Annotated in this window: 26 protein-coding genes; 8 read left to right on the top strand and 18 right to left on the bottom strand. The window is 29.5% G+C overall.

The features are described from left to right. Window positions 1–74: 74 nt before the first annotated feature. The 8 genes from BN3265_RS02550 to BN3265_RS09470 all read left to right on the top strand — a co-directional run bounded on the left by BN3265_RS02550 (window position 75) and on the right by BN3265_RS09470 (window position 5,358). The gene (locus BN3265_RS02550) at window positions 75–1,319 is read left to right on the top strand and encodes a YkvI family membrane protein (RefSeq protein ID WP_058990019.1); all 1,245 of its coding nucleotides are present in this window, start codon (window positions 75–77) and stop codon (window positions 1,317–1,319) included. A 1,527-nt stretch (window positions 1,320–2,846) separates the two neighbouring features. After that, window positions 2,847–2,993: a hypothetical protein gene (locus BN3265_RS09475; protein WP_157667247.1), complete on the top strand. Its 147-nt coding sequence runs from the start codon at window positions 2,847–2,849 to the stop codon at window positions 2,991–2,993. Between the two features lie 131 nt (window positions 2,994–3,124). Continuing rightward, window positions 3,125–3,310 carry a hypothetical protein gene (locus tag BN3265_RS02545; protein WP_058990018.1) on the top strand — a complete coding sequence of 62 codons (186 nt, stop codon included), beginning with the start codon at window positions 3,125–3,127 and terminating at the stop codon, window positions 3,308–3,310. Between the two features lie 60 nt (window positions 3,311–3,370). Then, window positions 3,371–3,553: a hypothetical protein gene (locus BN3265_RS02540; RefSeq protein WP_058990017.1), complete on the top strand. Its 183-nt coding sequence runs from the start codon at window positions 3,371–3,373 to the stop codon at window positions 3,551–3,553. Window positions 3,554–3,899: 346 nt separating this feature from the next. Next, window positions 3,900–4,241: a hypothetical protein gene (locus BN3265_RS02535; RefSeq protein ID WP_058990016.1), complete on the top strand. Its 342-nt coding sequence runs from the start codon at window positions 3,900–3,902 to the stop codon at window positions 4,239–4,241. A gap of 26 nt (window positions 4,242–4,267) precedes the next feature. Next, entirely contained in the window at window positions 4,268–4,669 is a 402-nt protein-coding gene (locus BN3265_RS02530; RefSeq protein WP_058990014.1) for a hypothetical protein, read from the top strand. Between the two features lie 68 nt (window positions 4,670–4,737). Then, a complete protein-coding gene (locus BN3265_RS02525) occupies window positions 4,738–5,178 on the top strand; it encodes a hypothetical protein (RefSeq protein WP_058990012.1) in 441 nt (146 codons plus the stop codon). A gap of 15 nt (window positions 5,179–5,193) precedes the next feature. Next, window positions 5,194–5,358 (top strand): hypothetical protein, encoded by a 165-nt coding sequence (locus BN3265_RS09470; RefSeq protein WP_157667246.1) that lies wholly within the window; start codon window positions 5,194–5,196, stop codon window positions 5,356–5,358. 964 nt (window positions 5,359–6,322) lie between these two features. Here the strand turns inward: BN3265_RS09470 and BN3265_RS02520 are convergent. The 18 genes from BN3265_RS02520 to BN3265_RS02450 all read right to left on the bottom strand — a co-directional run bounded on the left by BN3265_RS02520 (window position 6,323) and on the right by BN3265_RS02450 (window position 19,209). Then, the gene (locus tag BN3265_RS02520) at window positions 6,323–6,766 is read right to left on the bottom strand and encodes a hypothetical protein (protein WP_058990010.1); all 444 of its coding nucleotides are present in this window, start codon (window positions 6,764–6,766) and stop codon (window positions 6,323–6,325) included. Between the two features lie 88 nt (window positions 6,767–6,854). Beyond that, the gene (locus BN3265_RS09630; protein WP_245191083.1) at window positions 6,855–7,136 is read right to left on the bottom strand and encodes a hypothetical protein; all 282 of its coding nucleotides are present in this window, start codon (window positions 7,134–7,136) and stop codon (window positions 6,855–6,857) included. 15 nt (window positions 7,137–7,151) lie between these two features. Next, the gene (locus BN3265_RS09625; RefSeq protein ID WP_245191082.1) at window positions 7,152–7,295 is read right to left on the bottom strand and encodes a hypothetical protein; all 144 of its coding nucleotides are present in this window, start codon (window positions 7,293–7,295) and stop codon (window positions 7,152–7,154) included. 319 nt (window positions 7,296–7,614) lie between these two features. After that, window positions 7,615–7,782: a hypothetical protein gene (locus BN3265_RS09465; RefSeq protein WP_157667245.1), complete on the bottom strand. Its 168-nt coding sequence runs from the start codon at window positions 7,780–7,782 to the stop codon at window positions 7,615–7,617. A gap of 10 nt (window positions 7,783–7,792) precedes the next feature. Continuing rightward, entirely contained in the window at window positions 7,793–8,164 is a 372-nt protein-coding gene (locus BN3265_RS02510; RefSeq protein ID WP_058990008.1) for a hypothetical protein, read from the bottom strand. 58 nt (window positions 8,165–8,222) lie between these two features. Further along, window positions 8,223–8,570: a toxin-antitoxin system HicB family antitoxin gene (locus BN3265_RS02505; RefSeq protein WP_058991282.1), complete on the bottom strand. Its 348-nt coding sequence runs from the start codon at window positions 8,568–8,570 to the stop codon at window positions 8,223–8,225. Window positions 8,571–8,612: 42 nt separating this feature from the next. After that, window positions 8,613–8,849 carry a type II toxin-antitoxin system HicA family toxin gene (locus BN3265_RS02500; RefSeq protein WP_058990006.1) on the bottom strand — a complete coding sequence of 79 codons (237 nt, stop codon included), beginning with the start codon at window positions 8,847–8,849 and terminating at the stop codon, window positions 8,613–8,615. A 161-nt stretch (window positions 8,850–9,010) separates the two neighbouring features. Continuing rightward, the gene (locus tag BN3265_RS02495) at window positions 9,011–9,955 is read right to left on the bottom strand and encodes an N-acetylmuramoyl-L-alanine amidase (RefSeq protein WP_058990004.1); all 945 of its coding nucleotides are present in this window, start codon (window positions 9,953–9,955) and stop codon (window positions 9,011–9,013) included. Between the two features lie 111 nt (window positions 9,956–10,066). Then, window positions 10,067–10,432, bottom strand: coding sequence for a hypothetical protein (locus tag BN3265_RS02490; protein WP_058990002.1), 366 nt, complete (start codon window positions 10,430–10,432; stop codon window positions 10,067–10,069). Window positions 10,433–10,489: 57 nt separating this feature from the next. Then, entirely contained in the window at window positions 10,490–10,621 is a 132-nt protein-coding gene (locus tag BN3265_RS09720; RefSeq protein ID WP_280641729.1) for a hypothetical protein, read from the bottom strand. A gap of 14 nt (window positions 10,622–10,635) precedes the next feature. Further along, complete coding sequence (locus BN3265_RS02485) at window positions 10,636–10,914, bottom strand: hypothetical protein (RefSeq protein WP_058989999.1); 279 nt, start codon at window positions 10,912–10,914, stop codon at window positions 10,636–10,638. A 20-nt stretch (window positions 10,915–10,934) separates the two neighbouring features. After that, window positions 10,935–13,055, bottom strand: coding sequence for a collagen-like triple helix repeat-containing protein (locus BN3265_RS02480; protein ID WP_058989997.1), 2,121 nt, complete (start codon window positions 13,053–13,055; stop codon window positions 10,935–10,937). A gap of 12 nt (window positions 13,056–13,067) precedes the next feature. Continuing rightward, window positions 13,068–13,310 (bottom strand): hypothetical protein, encoded by a 243-nt coding sequence (locus tag BN3265_RS02475; RefSeq protein WP_058989994.1) that lies wholly within the window; start codon window positions 13,308–13,310, stop codon window positions 13,068–13,070. An 88-nt stretch (window positions 13,311–13,398) separates the two neighbouring features. Further along, window positions 13,399–13,656, bottom strand: coding sequence for a hypothetical protein (locus BN3265_RS02470; RefSeq protein WP_058989993.1), 258 nt, complete (start codon window positions 13,654–13,656; stop codon window positions 13,399–13,401). Then, window positions 13,649–13,975, bottom strand: coding sequence for a hypothetical protein (locus BN3265_RS02465; protein WP_058989991.1), 327 nt, complete (start codon window positions 13,973–13,975; stop codon window positions 13,649–13,651). Before BN3265_RS02465 ends, BN3265_RS02470 begins: the two co-directional genes overlap by 8 nt. Continuing rightward, window positions 13,960–16,893: a phage tail spike protein gene (locus BN3265_RS02460; RefSeq protein ID WP_058989989.1), complete on the bottom strand. Its 2,934-nt coding sequence runs from the start codon at window positions 16,891–16,893 to the stop codon at window positions 13,960–13,962. The genes BN3265_RS02465 and BN3265_RS02460 overlap by 16 nt, the downstream gene beginning before the upstream one ends. A gap of 5 nt (window positions 16,894–16,898) precedes the next feature. Continuing rightward, window positions 16,899–17,624 carry a distal tail protein Dit gene (locus BN3265_RS02455; protein ID WP_058989987.1) on the bottom strand — a complete coding sequence of 242 codons (726 nt, stop codon included), beginning with the start codon at window positions 17,622–17,624 and terminating at the stop codon, window positions 16,899–16,901. Beyond that, window positions 17,617–19,209 carry a phage tail tape measure protein gene (locus BN3265_RS02450; protein WP_058989985.1) on the bottom strand — a complete coding sequence of 531 codons (1,593 nt, stop codon included), beginning with the start codon at window positions 19,207–19,209 and terminating at the stop codon, window positions 17,617–17,619. Before BN3265_RS02450 ends, BN3265_RS02455 begins: the two co-directional genes overlap by 8 nt. Window positions 19,210–19,222 lie beyond the last annotated feature (13 nt).

The following is a 19,222-nucleotide window of genomic DNA, read 5'->3' as shown; positions in this document are numbered from 1 at the left end:
GACTCTTGCAAAACTATTAATAATAAGCAACTGTCCCTATATTTATTTTAAAAAATTTTACAAAAGGAGAAAAAATGAACAAAAAAACTATAAGCATAATGCTTGCCTATGTTGGCGTTTTAACAGGAGCCGGACTTGCAAGCGGACAAGAGCTTATGCAATATTTTATTTCCTTTGGAAAAGCTGGACTTTTTGGACTAGCAGCCATAGGAATCTTACACATCTTGGTCGGAGGAATAATCCTTCAACTTGGTTCTCACTATTTAGCAGAAAGTCACATAGACGTTCTCGAAGAAGTTTCAAATAAATATATGACAAAATTTATGGATTACGCCCTAATAATAAATTGTTTTTTGATGGGCTTTGTAATGATAGCAGGAGCAGGTTCAAACTTAAACCAACAATTTGGATTTAAGCCATGGGTTGGAGCTTTGGTCTGTACAATTATGATAATTATTATAGGAATGTTAGATTTTGATAAAGTTACAAGAGTAATCGGATCCTTTACCCCACTTATAATTATTTTCGCAATTATCGGAGGAATATTTACCTTTGTAACCATAAAACCAGATTGGCAAAGTCTAGACCAAATTGGACAAACAGTAAAATCTACACTCCCAAATATAACCCTTTCTACACTAAATTATTTTGGTTTGTGTATGATAAGTGCAATTTCCATGGCCTTTGTACTTGGAGGAAGTAAAACTGATTCAGCAGAAGCAGGACTTGGAGGTATACTTGGAGGACTTATGGTTGCGATTCTTACAAACCTTGTTGGATTTACCTTATTTTTTAATCTTCCCAAAATAAAAGATGCCGATATACCAATGCAAATTGTTTTAGAAAGAATACATCCTATTTTAGGTCTTATAATGTCTTTTATTATATTTGGAATGATTTTCAACACTGCAATATCCTTATTCTATTCCGCAGCAAGGAGATTTTCAGATACAGAAAATAAATTTAGAAGAAATTTAATAATATTTACCCTAATAGGCTTTGGACTTTCATTTTTAGGATTTAAAAAATTAATGTCAATTTTATACCCAATCCTTGGATATTTAGGATTAATCCTTACAATTACCCTTGTAATAGCTTGGTTTAGAGAAAGAGAAGAAATAAAACGAGAAATAAGAAGAAGATTTGCAATTTCAGTTCTAACAAGAAGAAAACTTGATGATGACCTAGAATTTGGAAAAATGGAAAAAGATAAACTAAACCGACTTGCAGAAAACTCAATTATAGATAACAAAGAAATAAAAGAAGCAGTTCATGAAGAAGTAAAAGAAGAACTAGAAGAAGAAGAAGAAGACGAATAATAATAAAAATACCAGATAATAAGCACAAAAAGCTTATAATCTGGTGTTTTTTTGACCTTAAACGATTTTTAATAAAATTTAAACTTTAGCTTAAAAATAAATACAGTATTCATCCATCTCGAGCCTGGTCGAGAGATCTCTTTAATTAACTTCATCTATAAATTTACAAAATCCATGAGATCTCTCCACTCCTTACAGTCGGTCGAGATGGGTTCTCTTCGTTTGTATTTTTTTATGATATAACAATTTTAAAAATATCTAAGATAATAATAATTAAAACTTTAGCATAAAATAAATGCAATAATAACCCATCTCGAGCCTGTCGAGAGATCTCCTAATTAACTTCATCCATAAATTAACCAAATCCATAAGATCCATCCACTCCGGTCGGGATGAAGATTTCTTCGTTTGAGTTTTAGATAAAAAAAGTTTTTAAAAATTTCTCAGATAATGATTTTAATTTGAACTTTAGCTCAAAAACAAATACAGCACTCACCCATCTCGAGCCTGTCGAGAGATCTCTTTTATTAATTTTATCTATAAGCCAACTAAATTCATGAGATCCCTCCACTTCGATCGGGATGGGATTTCTTTGTTATAGTTTGTACATAAAAACACTTTTCAAAATTTCACAGATAATAATTTAAACTTCAGCTCAAAAATGAAGAGAACCATTACCCATCTCGAGCCTTGTCGAGAGATCTCTTTGAATTAACTTTATCCATAAATTTACCAAATCCATGAGATCCCTCCACTTCGGTCGGGATGGAAATTTCTTCGTTTGAGTTTTTATTATAAAAATTATTCCTCAAAATTTCCCAAATAAAAAAGCCTACTAATTAAAGTAAGCTTTCTTTTATATTCCCATTATATATCGTTGTATTAACAAATTATCATATTCCATTGCAAGCATTGAATTTTAAAGCTTTAGTAAAAATCACTATTCACAAGATATGACAGAATACAGTAGTAAATTTGACGCTTATGTGACGGATTTTTGACGGTATAATTGATATTTAGAATTATCTTAACTCATAATTTACGATTTAAGACAAATTAAAACACAAGATAACCTAAAGTATGCTACAACCCTAATAACACTCATATAGCTTATTACACGAACTATATGAGTGTTTTTTGTTAAGGGTCGGAATCCCCTAACTTAAATTTAGACCTCAAACTTGGAAATAGTTGCCCCGAACCGTTCCTATAGACAATAAAACAGGAACCCGAGGTGGGGGGACTATTTTTTCCCACGATCTCCCCCGCTTTAATTTTTTTGAAATTTTATTTTTTTTTAATTTATTTTATTTTATTTTGTTTTAATTTAAATTATTTTATTATCTTTATTATTTATTAATACTTATATATTTATATTACTTATATACATATACTTATACTTATCTTTATACTTTATTATCTTTAATACTATTACTATTACTATTACTTAAATAATAATTAAATAAAAGTTTGACTTATGGTTACACATAAGTTATAATGATATTAAGAAAGGAGGATATAAAAAATATGGCAAGAGAAAGGAACGAATCAGAAGAGTTGACAAGACTTGAATTTTTAGGCTTTTTATTATCTCTAAAAGAATTGTTGGACAATAATAAAATAGAAGAAGTTAAAAAGCTAATAGATGAGCTAATAAAAGAAGCTAAAAGATGAGCACACAAAAAAAAAGACAGGGTGAACGCTAAATAAAACCCTATCTTAGTTAAGTTATTATTATACCTTGGTGGGTTCTTGCCCCCGCCTTGGTAGTATTAATATACCTTATATAAAAGAAAGGGCAAGAAATGAAAGATAAAAAGAAAATGGGACGACCAACAGACGACCCAAAAAAATACCAAACAAGAATAAGAATGACAGAAGAAGAAAAACAGATCCTTGAATTTTGTGCCAACAAATTAAACAAAACTAAAACCGATATTATTAATATGGGAGTTAAAAAAGTTTTTGAAGAAATAAATAAGATTACTTGACAAATGTATTACATCATGGTATTATATAATTAACAAAGATAAAGAAACCGAGGTGAGACAATGACAGAGAAAAGGAAAAGAAGAAAAAAGAACTTGCGCGATATAAGTGTGAGTATGAGGATAACCAAAGAAGAGAAGAAACAGCTTGACGACTTAGCTGATAGGTTAGAATTAACTTTAACCGAAACATTACTCGAAGGTATACAAGCACTTGATGAGAAATATAGACTTTTAAAAAAATAAAAAAAAGTTTTAAAATTACTTGACAAACGTATTACATTATGGTACTATATAATTAACAAAGGAAAGATAAACAAAAACAATAAATTGACTTAGGTTTTTGAAAAATTATCTCCTAGTAAAAGAAATAGAAACCATAATAAGAAAGTCGATAGACTGTAAAAAAGTAAATAAAAAAGATAGCCGATACTACCAATATCGACTATCTAATAAAAATAAAGTAGTTTGGTCGCCACTTTATAACATATAGACAGGACTTTTGAAGTACCTATAAACGCCTATACGCTTATAAAGATTATACGATAAAACTACTTTATAAGCAAACTAAAAATTATAAAGGAGTAAAACAATGACAACCTATAACGAATATTTAAAAAACTATTTAGAGAATTTAAGCAATTATGAACTTTTAGAAGTAAATAACCAATATAACGAATACGAGCAAATTTATTTTAATGATGAAGATTTTTTTGAAATGTTTTCTAATGGCTACGAGGTAGCTAAAGCTATATTTTACGGCGATTATAACTACCCTCACGCATTTGTAAAAATAAATGATTTTGGAGAACTTGAAAGTGCTGACTTTGTAGAGTTATTAATCGATATTGATGATCTAGCCTACATTTTAGAAGACGCTGATTATTTAAAAGACGAATATGAAGAACAAAAAGAACAAGAAGAAAACTTTTAAACAATATATAAGAAAGGAGCAGAACCATGAAAGAAATAATCTTAAACAAAAATGAAAATAATTGGAAAAAACTAGAAGAATTATTAAACATAAACCAAGAACGCTGCAGGACAAGAACCCTTAACCTAGAAGATATTAAAAAACTTATCGAAAAAATTGAAAAAAGATTAAATGATTTAGGTTTGCCAAAATGTTATAGAAATAATTTAAAAGTTCATTGTAATCCATTTAGAGAAGAATTTGCACAAGCTTATAAATATACCCCAAGCGGCACCAATATAGATCTTGTTTATAAAAATAATAATTGGAGAGTTTTGAACGCTTATAGAGCCGACTGCAAAGGAAACAACGGTAAAGCTTTAGAATTTATATTTACAGATAACCAAAAAGAAAGAATTTTAAACGGTATAAAATATATAGGATTTTAAGAAGAATATAAAAAAAGGTAGGATTGAACCCCTACCCTATTGTTAAGAAAACAAGATAGGAGAAAACAATGAAAACTTTGCAACTACAAAAAAATATAATAGATAGACTTTATAAAGAAGAAATAATTTTACAACAAGAAGACAATGAGAACATATATTTTTCCGATGCTTTTACAATTTGGATAATAAATAAAAATGAAAATTTTATTAATATAGAAAAGGTAAAATCCGTTGAAAATTTGACAAATTATGTAAATTATTTTAATAAAGAAAAAAGCCTTACGGTAGATAATTTAAGTTTGCTATTAGATAAAAAATACAATGGTAAAATAATAGCAGGAGAATGTGAAGAAAAAAAGTTTTATTTTAAAAAAGATAATTTGAAATACTTTGATAACAATTATACACTATGTAAAATGGATAATAATCCATTTAACCCTATTTATGTTTTGGAAAATGATGTTTTAAAAGGTTTATTCATGCCAATAAATATTGATAATATAAAATAAGGAGAAATAAAAACAATGCAGCCAATAAAACAAATAAAAAGAGATTTAAAAGATTGTACAAGCTTTAAAGATATAGATATATTAATACAAGATTATTTAATAAAAGATAAACCAAAGGACAAAAAAGAAACATATAATAAATATAAAGATATAATATATAAAATCTTAAAAGATAAATAACATAGACTTATATAAAAGCACCTTAAAAAGTGCTTTTTTTGTATATCATAAAAAACCAAGACCCTAATTTACGTTTTAAGACAAGTTAAAAATTAATTAATACTAATGTACCTTTAAAAATATAGGTGATATAAGTTAAAATAAAAAGAATGTAAATTTTTGTAATAAAATAATAAGACGATAAAAGAAAATAATAAAATAATAAAATAAATAGATCGAGATAAAAAAAATAAAATAGATGAGGATAAAAAAATTAATGGAAAAAATAAAACAAAAATATATAAAAAAAAAAAAAATAAAAATAATAATATTATATTAATAAAAATAATAATATTATATTAATATAGTTATAAAATTTAATAAAACAATAAAAAAATTTAACGATCTAATTTTTTAAAACTTTAGGAAAATAAAAAGAAAATAAAATAATTAAATAATGAAATAATAAAAGTAAAAGTAAAAATTAATAAAATAAAATAATAAAATAATAGAAATAATATTATAATCATCATGAAAAAACTTGACACAATTAAAAACAACTATTACAATTAAATCAATAAAACATACCTTTATTATTAACGTGAAACGTGTTGAAATACTAAAAATTAAAATGATTATTTGATTAGTAACGTAAGACGTATTGAAATGTTAAAAAAGAAAAATGTTTCATTGATTATTAACATTTGATGTATTGAAATGTTAAAAATTAAAACGTTTCATTGATTGCTAACATAAGATGTTACAAAACAAAAGGACTGTCAATTCAGTCCTCTTTTTTATTGTTATTATTTATAAGCCAATTTAGATCCTACATAAGCTAATCTCTACATAAGCCAAATCAACATCATTCATAAGCCAAAATGAGTTTTGTGATATTTGATAAGCCAAAATGAGTTTTCCTCATAAGCCAAATTGTGATAAGCCAAATATCATTAATTATATACAACGAATCACATAAGCCAAATTACTTTCTCAACCCCAATAAATAAAATCTTATATCATCACTTGTAACCTTACCCTCTTCAATCAAAGAGTTGGCAATCATAAAGACTTTAGCAGTGCGTTCACTTTTAATAAAGTGATTATATTTAAAAAACAAATTGTGATAATCACTACTTATTTTATTATAATCTCTCCCAAGAATTAAGTTGTGAGTGAAAGTCATATCTTCAGCCTTTATCTTTTTTCCATAAAGTTTTCTCATTATATTAATAAACCTACCCATGGAATAGAATATTTCCTCGTGGGAATATGATCTACCGTTTTCATTATCATAATCCTTTTCTAAATTATCAATAATATCTTCAATACTTCTTTGAGGAAATCTTTTTGATTTTCCATAATTATATTCTCCTTTTGTAAACTCCCTACAATTTACTCCTGTAAGCCTTGCAAATAAGCCAATCATTCATATTTTAACGTATAAGCCAATTAAATAATAAAGTATACCAATAGTATTCCTAACAAAATAACTTTCGTGTTATAATTTACCCTTATCACTCTAAATTACTTTCCAAAGCTTCTACTATTATATCTTTTCCTTTTTCCCCTTTTTCTCCTTTCAGTTCTTTCTTCTGACTTATTGTTAAATTTTCGAATAAATCAACAACTACAACCAATTTTACAAGAGAAGCTTCTTCAAGTTCAAATAGCTTTTCATTCTTAGCAGTTTCAAGAATTTCTCTAACTCTATTCTCACCTTCATCAATTGATATCGGTGTTATCTTGGAACTACCTGTCCAGTTATTATTTCCGGAAGGAACTGCATAACTTGACATTGGTCCACCAGAACCCTATAATAAAAATTTACCTGATTTATTTTTGTAACATTCTTCAATTTCGTATTCAAATTCTCCATACCTGTGTCCATTGGTCCATTCTCCTATAAGTTCAGCTTTTTCAGTATCATATCTTTTTCCATTAATAACTTTGTTCATTGTTTGCCCCCTTGTTTTTATTATTTTATTATCTTTATTATTTATTAATACTTATATATTTATATTATTAATATATACGACGTAAATATAATAAATAAGCCAATTTACCCTACATACAATAAAAATACCCACAAAAAAAGACACCCCAGGAGCATAGATAATTAATCTAGCTTAATTCCTTCCCAAGTGTCTTTCGTATTAGTCTGTCGTAACAAAACTAATTGATCATTAATATTATACTTTAAAATATAAAAAATCCCATCATAAAAGATGGGAAATTTTGAATATCTTTCGTGCAAACGGATACTATTATTATACCCTAAACAAAAAATTCTACCATATTTAAGGTAGGAAAACTTGCAGTCGGCTTTAGCACTATCAGTTCACAGTATCTGTCATAATTAACCACAAAAAAAAGACCACCAGCCAAAAGCCAGTGGTCATTGTAGAAATTTTTGGTAAAAACTACACATAGTCTACCTAACATTTATATTATACTATTTTCGTCTATCAACTTCATCTTCAATCCCGTTTGAGATATATTCATCTAAATCTCCCAAGGCTTCATTTAACAGTTGTTTTCCCTCATCTCCGAGAACTTTCAAAACCGTTTCAAATACTTCTTCTTTAATTTGTTTTCCAAAAGAAGCTGTAAAAGTTCCATCTTCTTTTGCATTATTAACTATAACTTGGTTTGCTGCTCCTACGGCTCTTTCTATAATCTTATTTAACCTATCTAAAACGTGATTTACTTTCTCATTTTTTATTTCTTTTGTATATTCTTTACTATAATTAAGAAATGTAATTATAGAATATGCAATCGCAACAGCTAGCATGCCAATTATAAACATTTTTAAGTTATTATCCATATTATCTCCTTTTTTATCCACTAAAAAAGCGACTACAAATGTAATCGCTTAAAGTCTTTTATTTACTTAATTTATATAAAATTAATTGATTTAATGATGTATTTTCTATTTCCGCTTGTTCTGACAAAAATTTGTGTAAACTTTTTGGAATCCTAGCTAAAATTCTACCTGAATACTTCTCTTCTATGGGTTCAGGAATATCTTCTCCATCTTTTAGCCTATCTTCGATTGACATCTCTAACACTTCATAGATGTTTTTGTACAATTCTTCAATAGTATTTCCTACTGTTTTTACATCATATAACTCTTCTACCCTACCCACATAATAATGTCCTGTTTCATCGTTTATTTCTTTTGTAACAATTGAATAAGGTAGTGATAAATAATAGTGCAAATTTTTCTTCATTGTTATTATATACAAATGGGGTGCTAATTTTGTAGATAAGTCCTAAGACTCATCTACAATTTTTAATATATCATCAACAAAATATCTTTTCATAGGATTTTCAGATAATACTAAAGTAAACCACATTCCATCACTTTTTCTTTTAAAGTGTTTATGTGAACCTTTAGTATTTCTGTGCTCAAAACCTAAGTATAATAATATTTTTTCGGCATCTTTTGGATTTATGCCGTTAGGTTGATTCCTCATTTTTTCAATGAGCTTAACATCTTTATTTCCCATTTGCACCTCCTTTACTATATGATACTATATATAATATCATAAGTCAAGTAAATAATAAAAAAAAAGAACAGCTTGAGCGTACTGTTCTTGTGCATATGGGAATGTGTCTGTTAAGTTATCTATATAATACTATATATAATACTATTAGTCAACTATTTTAATTAGAATCTTATCCAAGGTGTAGTATCTCCACTTAATCTCCTACAAGCAACATATCTTCTTTGTCCAGAACTTGCCCCAATGTATGAGATCCAACGATAACCATCACCTTCCCAAACTTGGTCATAGTGTATCTCCTTACCTACAGGATATTGTGCCACAATCTCGGCACTTGTACTTGGTGCTGACCTAACATTACAAACATCTAGAGTTACACCTGTCCAGTTCTCGTTCTTAATAAATACACCACCATTAGAGCTTGCATTTGCATTTTTAATAACAGGATAAACTTGTTTTCCATTATTATCAAACACCTTGTATCTGTTCTTTTTTGCCAAATCTATTGCACTATTAAGATTTTTGAAAGCTCCTTTTTGACTTTTACTATCTCCCCAAGATTTTCTTACTCTATAAAGATTAGATGAGCTTGTAGTTTTTTCTCCTCTTAATCTTTTGTTTACTTCTTGTGCAATATAGGAAAATTTGCTGCCTAAATATGGTCCCGGACAAGATGTTTGAGCATACCACTTGTGCATTTGTAAAACTCCGTCTTTGCCTCCAGTATAGGTACAATTTTTAATCTTGTTTCGTCTACATATATCAGTAACAAGGTCTATAAGAGTGTTCAAAACCCTATCCGATACAAGCCAATTGCCACCATATTGACAGTTAGATACTTCTATAGTAACGGCACGATTATCACACCATGCAGATGATGTAGTCCACGCTCTATTACATTCGTCCACGACTAAAACAATCTTATTATCTACACCAATTCCATAATTACAAGACGCTTGCCTAGATGTAGACTTAAACACATTACCAATACCAGCAGCAGTTAAAACTCCAGCTGTATGGTGGATAGCTATCTTGGTTATAGGATGAGTTCTTCTTCCACTATGATTAGGACTATAATCTGCAAAACTAACTAAACTACTATTACTCATAATTCCTCCTTGTGAAGTTCCTTGTGAAATTCAATTGTTGAAATTTCAACATTATTTCTATTTCGTGTTATTTAATGTGTACATAAAAAGGACTAGCATAATACTAGTCCCCTATCGTTTTAAACTTCTCACTTCTTCCTTTATTTCTTCTGCCATTGCTTTCGTTGCCAATTCCTTGGTGGTGGAATGTAATAGGTCGATTTTATCGTCTATTTTATCCACTCTCGCATTTAGATCATCAAAACTTTGTTTAGAATCACAAGAGTGCTTGTTCAAACTCGTTTCGTGTAAGTCCAGTCTTGATGTATTTTTTGCAATGATTTCCGTTAGCTTATCATTAATTTCGTTGCTTCTTTCAAACTGCTTATCTTGGTTTTTTTGCCAAACTCTTCTGTCTGAGATGTAAAAATACAAAAATAAACCTGCAATTACTATTAATATTCCATATTCGCTAATCGCTTTTGCTAATTCTAACACAATTCTCTCACTTCCTTTCGGTTTTTTATATAAAAAAGAGAATTTTCACTCCCTTAATTATTCAGCTAGAAAACCTAAACCAAGTTTTTCTAACTCTACTCTAACTTTTTCTTTTAAAGGTGCAGGTACATTTTTAAATTCAAGTAAACCCACAGTTATCCTATAAGCCAAAAATTCAACTATTTTCATTTTATCACCCCTTTCTATACCTCATACATTTTAAGTATTATTTCTTGTAACAAATCTTCAGTAGAGTTTTGAGCCTTTGTCATAAGTTCAAGCTCTTGTTGCTTTACTTCCAAATATTCATGTAAGGACATCTGTACTTCGTCATAAATATAAAGTTCAGAAATCTTTGCCTTATTTTCTTCATTTTTATCTTCATAAACTCTAACATTAGAGTGAATGTACACAGTATCTTTTCCTATAATAAGATTTTTGCTAGCTTCCTTTGAGCCAATTACATTTTTTAATTTTCTCATTAAAACCTCCTATAATATCTTTAAAGGAACATCAAACGACTAGAATTATGGTGATTAAATATATCATTTAACATTACTGTGCTAATAAAAAAAGCACCTACATTCTCATCTCCCCATGAACCGCCAACCACTAAACAATTGTCTATATTATCAATGGTTATAAGTGCAAGGTCACAATAATAGGTAGTTGAACTTCCTTCATCTAACTCTGGTATGAATCCCATTTCAGTATTACCTATAACGCTTTTGATATATGACATATTTATATTCTTAGCATTATAAGAGTTATATCCAAAAATAGTATTATCAAAATTATCAGTTCCAATCCATATTTTATTATTTTTAATTATAATCCCATCACAATATTGAGAATAATTACCAAAGAAATCTTCTATCCATTGAAATCTTATTTTTGTTTTATTGTCTATACTACCAAAATCTATACCCTTATCGTTAGTTTTACCAGTTAATCTATTAATTGGTATATCATCAGGATCATTAGGACTATCATTATTATAAATATAACCTGTGCCAATAGAGGATTGTGAATTTAAATTTCCATATTTAAGTACATACATAGCTTGCAAAAAAGTCCATTGATAGAAGGCTAATAGTTCATACCCTATACCATTTGCTTGTGCTAATGTTCTACTATCTTCTATATTTTTGTTTATTATAGGAGCTTTCCCTGTTATAGACCTTAGCTTCCCACTTTCTTCAAATCCTAAATAAGCACCAAGATAGAAATTATCTTTTCTTTCATTTCCTCTAGTGTGTGCATAGTATTTAAAATTAGGATCATCAGTCTTATTTGTCATTGACACATAAACCTTTTCTCCAACTTTTTTAATCCTTAAACCCTTTCGTGGAAATCTTACCATAACATCCCCATCTTCAGGCTTTAAATCATTAAGTTCGCTATCTTCAAGCCCCCTAACTTCCTTACCATCCTTAAACAAGACTAATTGACTTTGAAAAAACTCATCCCATTCAGGACTACCTTTTTCCATCATCTTCGCATCATCTTCATAGGTGATACAAGTTAGAGGATTTGAATTTGATTGGTCTATTACAGCTGTCATCACGCGGGGTGGATAAAGCTTATCATGTAATTTTTGTATATTGCTAGCAAGAACTCTCCCCTGTTCAGCCGATAAAGCCTTATTACTACCTCCACTAGTCAAGTCATCTACAATAGGTACTTTAAGCATATTAACTTGATCTTCCGTAAGATCCTCAAACTTAACAGTCCCATCTTGACCCTTCTTAACGATAGCAGTATTTCCATCACTAAAACTAATTTCAGTATTTCCATCATCAAGAATCCTATAAGATTCTACATTTACACTCTTTCCATCTTCAATCCTCATACTCTTACCGTCAGTAAACTTAACAGTAGTAGTAAAACCACTTTTTGTAATAGAAGAAGTTGTAGTAGAATCTCCTTTAAGTTCTTTCTTTTGAATTTCTGTTAGGTCATCAAAGGTTAAGTCTTTTCCTTTTTCCCCTTTTTCTCCTTTAAGTTCTTTCTTCTGACTTATTGTTAATTCTTCATATTTAAGTGGATCCCCTTTTTCTCCTTTAACACCTTGTATTCCCTGTGGACCCGTTTTACCTTGTATCCCTTGAGGACCAGTATTACCAGTTTTACCTCGATTAATTTGAACCCTACTATTATCATTAAATGTTATCAGAGTATTACCTTCATTATCGTATTCAGTTTTTATAATTTTACTAGCGTTACCAATCAATCCTTGTGAACCTTTTTCTCCTTTGTCTCCTTTTTCTCCTTTGTCTCCTTTTTCTCCTTTGTCTCCTTTGTCTCCTTTTTCTCCTTTGTCTCCTTTAATAGATAATCTTTCTTCTTGTGTTAAATTTTTAAAATCTATTCTACCTCTCGCATTTACTCCAGTAGATTGACCTCCTATAAGCCAAAATCCATTCTTATCTATTGTAGGTGTATCACCGTCTTTAACTTCAATCTTATTTCCATCAGAAAAAGTTATTTCACTAACACCATTTTCTCTTTTCACATTAGATATCTTTAGTTTCAATTCTTCAAGATTGTTAGCAAGCCTTCCGACTTCAACAGCCAAAGTATAATCATCATAAGAATTTACCAATATTTTATAATCACTCATCAAATCACCCCACTAATAAGTCACATCTTTATTTACAATAAGACTTCCTAATACTAAAGTTTTACAATTACCATTAGAATTTCCATCTGATAATTCAATATCAATAGCATAAGTTCCATAAAGATTTTTCATTTGACTAGAACTAAATTTAATCACATATTTTCCACTACCAGAAACAGAACAAGAAGAACTAATTTTATCACTTGCATCTTCGTTTCTTCTTATAGTTGAAATTAATGTTCTTGCATTATTCATTGGTATTTTGTCTATAAATATATATATAAATTGAAATCATCCCCTCTGGTTGTTTCAAAGATATATTTACTATCATTATTAATCATGATTATTCACCTTTACTAACAACACTATGCTCTTCCAATATCTCAAATTTCCATTTTTTTCCTATAGCTTTGCTCAAATTTTCTTGAGACAATTTAAAACCCTTAGCATCTTCGATAGTTTTAAATTTATAAACATTATTCATCTCACCTATCCAATAAATATTTCCAGAATATTCATCAATTTGTGCCAAATCTTCTCTACCTTCCTCATTTGTCCTACATATAAGATATTTCTTTTCATCACAAATAAATTTACTCATCTTTACCCTCCTCAAAATCAATAATAGCTTCCAAATAAAAAACGTCTTGCATGGACAACTTCAACTCTTCCAATTCAGACGCTTTTAATTTTTCAATATCTATTTCATTTTCTATTTTCATCACTTGGTCAATCTCTTCTTGATTTTCTTCTTTTCCCTTGAGTGCTTCTTGTATAATCGAAGCCTCATCTTCAAGTTTTTTCTTAATCTTAAAAAGCTTAAATGCAAGTTTAGCGTTCATTTCTTCGTTACATATTTTATTGAATATGCTATTTATCCAATATATTTGTTCGTTTTTTAATTTCATATTTTTTGCCAATACCCCACTTCTCGTGAAAAATTAATTACATATTTATTTCTCATACTACTATGTGATATAGAAAATGTATCTGATGACACATATATATTATAATAAATTCCCGGGTGTCCACTTTCTAAAGTAAAATAGTTACGAGCTGTAATTTGATTACAGCTTATTTTGTTAGAAGATATATTACCAACAACTTGTAAATTCTCTTTTAAATAAACATCTTCATATAAATTTATCGGTGCTTCCCAGTTAGGATACCCCCCCTTAGTAGCCTTTTTGTACTTATCAAATAAGATATAAGGTTTATAATTTAGAAAATGAGGATCTATATAAGAAATACTTATAGCCGAACTTATATCGTGTCTTAAATCAAGTCTATATGTTTTATTTCCATAATTTTGAATTATCCCTAAAGTACCTAACTTAGTGCTGCCGTTATAATTTTGAAAAAAATCTATTTCTTGATCGTGCATGTATATAGCTCTACCATATCCGTTATAAGTTGAAAAATCTCCTGTCAAACTCACATCCCCATCTAAATTAATCTTACTAGCCTTAATTTTAACACTTTCAGCCGATTGATTAATAGTCGATATTATACCATTCTTAGAAACCTTACTTTCAATCTTGTCAGCTTGAATCGACAAACTAGCTTGTAAGTTTTGTACCGCTATATCCCTGGCACTGTTTGATTGATTTATTATCGATAATCTATTATCAAAAACTGTTTTAACTTCTTTAACCTTAAAATCAATAGAACTTTCTGTTTGACTGATTTTTGTTTCAGCACTAGAAACCCTACTTTCTAAACTTGAAACAGACTTAGAAACATTAGAAACCTCACTTTCAATTAAATCCTTTGTTTGTGTTTTGGTAGAATAATTGTTTTGAACATATGATTTCATATTTGAATTATTACTATCAATCTTGTTGTTTACAACCTTAATCTGACTTGCAACACTACTTGTAATAGAGCTTTCAGTCTGACTTATTTGTGATTTCAAAGTTCCGATTGTTTTAAGATTGTTGCTATTATAAGTTTCAATTTTTCCATCAAGGTTAACCCTATTATTTTCAACAACATTGGAAAGTCCTTCCATTTTTGCATTAATAGTAGACTCAAACTTACCTTGACCAACCTTAAAATCTTGACTTACTATATCTATCTTCTTGTCAACAGTTTCAATTTTAACTCCTATATCATTAAAACCCTTGTCAGTCCTATCTGACAAGATGGAGTTTTTATTTTCAAGATCACTTATATTGTTATTAATATCACCTATACTACCATTTATATTATTAATATCTTTTGTAAAATCATCCTTCATTCCATTGATACTGTTATTAATATTTTGTACTTGATAGTTATTAGACAAATCAATATCAACATTTCTTAAATGTAGAGTCTTCCCATCCCAATACATAGAATAATTAGTCCTAGACTCCCCTATAAGAAAAGTTCCATCTTCAAGGTTAAAAAATACCTTACCACCTCTTAGAACACCTGCCCTAATTAAATTGGCAGTAAAACCATCACCATCACCAAAGGTCTCATAAGCAAAAGAACCATCAGCATTTTTGTGATTAGCTATAGCAATCTTCCCACCTTTAAGATTAATAGCTTGAGTTGGATTACCTTCTTTTGGGGCATTTAGAATTAGAAGTCCTTCCCCTTCTTCTGCATAAACCCAACCTCCAGTCTCATTTAATTCCCTATTAAACTTATCAAGGATTTTTTGTATATAAGACGATTTAACTCCATTGGCAAGCTTATCAAGTTCTTGATTAAATTTACTTCTTTCATTTTCAAAAACTGATTTTAACTTTTCATAACTGGCAAAATTGTCTGATAAATCCTTGATAAAATTACCAAGGACAATCTCACTATCTTCAATTTCTTCAATTGGATTATCCTTAATAGAAATAACCCTCGTTTGAACCCTTGTATCAATTTCCTTGTCAATCACATAAACAACATCACCAAGGTCAACACCTTCTCCAATATATCCTTCATACCTTGATACATCTTCAACATTTAATTCGTATGTGATTTTAGGTTTAGATACTTCTTTGAGTTTTTCTTTAGTTAGTCTTAATAACTCATGTTTATCTTCACAATCTGGAAAATTAGCTTGACCAAATATGTGTCTTCTTTCCTTACCAAGTCCATATTTAAGCCTTGCTTCATTATCTTCAACATAAGTTTTTCCACCATTTATTTCAGAAAAATCAATCTTTCTACCATAGTCAGCTCCACCTATTTTATTTTCATTTCTTGACGGTGTACCGTCTTCTTTTACAATTTCTTCACCCTTACCATAACCGTGAAGGGCAGTGGCTAAATCCTTAATAGATGTTGTTTTCTTTATACCTCCTGTATCTTTCTTATAAGTAAATCTCTTACCAACATCATGACCAATTTTATTTCTTAAATCAATATACCTATGTAAAATTCCAGTCTTATCAACTTCAATTCTTACATTAATTTCAGCTCCATATTGGTCAAGTATTTTCCATAAACAAGATTTTACACTTTCCCTATAAAGGTTGAAAGATTTTTTAGGAAAGTCATCAACATAACCAACTTCAAATCTTGTTCCTTCAAGTATTCTTCTTAAAACACTAGAACAAGTCGCATTTCTAGGTTTCAAATCGTCAATAAAATACCAATATAATTCACTTGTAGAATCTTCACAATAAACAGAATAAGTAACATCAGCATTTTCGTGATTTTTAAAATAATCAATGATTATATATTCATTCCATAACCCGTTCTTGTCTTTAAAGACTATTCTTTGTCCATACTCAACTTCTTTATCTGTTTCAAGTTCCAGAGTATTAAGTCCGTTAAGCTCTCTTTTTCTTTCAACATTGTTGTATTTTAAAGAAGCTATAAGTTTTTCATCTCTATCATATAACATTAACATTTACATCACCTATCATATAAATACTTCTCATAAAATTCCAAACTTATAGGATTAGTAGCCTTTATAGTATCTCCATTTCTTATTTCAAAAAAATCAGAATAAGGATTTAGTCTGTCCATTGCTCTATTTCCTTTAAAAGTGACAATTTCTTTTTCACAATCAATAATAAATTTTTGACTTGTGCCAGAAAGAATCTCAATAAATTCCCCACTTCTCATATTTGTAATCTTGTTAGAAGAACCAGTAAAAGTAAATACTCCCTTAATTGGTAAAACAGAATTTAAAGAAATTTCCTTACTTGTAAAATTCTTATAATAATCATTCTTAAATTGACTTCTCCCAAGTCCACTTGGAACTTTAAATTCTAAATCCATATAAGCACGTTCATTTCTAAACTTTTCATAAGAATTTACACCAACAAGAACAGCATCGTACCAAACTCTATTTCTTCTGTAATTCAAAGGACATAACTTTTTGCTATACATCATCTCCATTAAGTCAAAGATCATATCATCAATTTTTCGTCTTACATTATTGTAAAGCCTAATAGAAACAGTTATAGTTAAGGAATCAAATAAAGAGTCTTTATATAAGACTCCATCCCTACCGTTTATTTCTTTTTCAATTACACTCATTGGCGTTAAAAAAGGTCTGTCAATCTTTTCAATTACACCAAACTTACCAAATTCAACTCCATTAAAAATCAAACTATTTTCAAAAAGTCTAGCCAAGACCAACACCCCTTTTCTTACTTTCTATCAGTCTGTATAACTTTCTTGCAACTTTTTCAATATCTTCTTCATTTCTTACATTAAAAGTATTGCCTGTAATAGTAACACCACCGTTACCACCAGCCTTAACCATTGCATTAGCAACAATTCCATCAAGTTTTTCAATAGGTAAAACAGCTTCGGGACCAGCTTCCCCAACTCCATGAAAACCAGAACCAGTCGCAAATATAGTAGGTCTAGTGAAAATTGCACCTTTTTTGTGCCATGAAATTCCACTTGGAATAGAAAAATCCATACCTAGCACACTATGAGTTTCCCATTCAATTTCCGGTCTAGGTATTCTAGGCATAGGTAAAGTAAAATCAAACATTCCCTTAACTGTTTCAACTAAATTTTCAAAAACACTTGTAACAGCATTACTTATACCATCTTTAACCCAATTCCAACCACGATGAAAACCGTCTGATATCCTACCCGGCAATTCCGTAAAGGCTTTAACATAACTATCTATATTTTCTTTAGCATGCCTTCCTATTTTTTCAAAACCTTCTTTTTGATCTTCAATCCATCCGTCAAAATCTCTTTTAACAGCCGCAAAACCATCTTTAAAACTCTTTTTAAAATCTTTCCACCAGCCATCAATAGCTTTTCCAGTCTCATCAAAGAATATTTGCCATCCTGTTTTAATTTGACCAGTTTCCCAATCAACTTCTTTAACATGCTCGCCAGCTTGTAATTTTGCTTCTTCAACTATTTTGTTATGAGAATCTTCGGCGGCTTTTACAGTTTCATCTCTAGTATTTTTAGCATCTTCAATTATTTTATAGGCAGCTTCAGTACTTTCTTTAGTTCCATCAGCCTTTAATTGGTTAGCAATTCTTATACGCTCATCATATTCTTCCTCGGCTTTTTTAATGGTTTCATCTCTAGTGGTGATTGAATCTTGTACCAACTTAGAAGCTTGTTCAGCAGAAAGTTCTCCCGCTTGGTCTTTCATTCTCTGACGAATTATATTGTATTCTTGTTCACTTTCAGAAAGAATCCTAATTCCATCATCTTTCATAAGATTTTGAATAGTGGTTATTTCTTGTCTTTCACCTTCTGTTAGAGTTCTCTTTTCATTCTTAGCAGTTTCAAGAATTTCTCTAACCCTATTCTCACCTTCTTGAACTCTAGTCAATTGGTCATCATAACTTTGTTGAACCCTGTTTATAGTATCAATAACATCTTGGTCTTTGATTCTTCCCATTTCGGTATACATTTTAGTCAAAGAATCAAGAGCGGGTTGTTTGTTTTCTTCAATCTTTTTAGATATTTGACCACCCATATTCTCAAAATTACCAGCAATACTATCAACAGTTTCTTGACTTACAACCTCGCCTGTAGACTTTAGTCTAGTTAAAGACCTTTCAGCTTCATCACTTAGTTCAAGAAATCCACCGACAGCCTTTTTAGTTCCTTCACTAACTTTATCACCAAAGATATCACTTTGAATTGCACTTTCACTCATGTGGTCATTTAATTTTTTAAGTGCAAAAATAGCAGCAACTCCTATAACAGCAATTAATCCAGTAGTTGGATTCAATAATACTCCCGAT

The sequence above is a fragment of the Anaerococcus rubeinfantis genome, assembly GCF_001487145.1.
GTDB lineage: Bacteria > Bacillota > Clostridia > Tissierellales > Peptoniphilaceae > Anaerococcus > Anaerococcus rubeinfantis.
The sequence above is the reverse complement of the archived record's forward strand: the minus strand, read 5'-3'. Positions and strand labels throughout refer to the sequence as shown.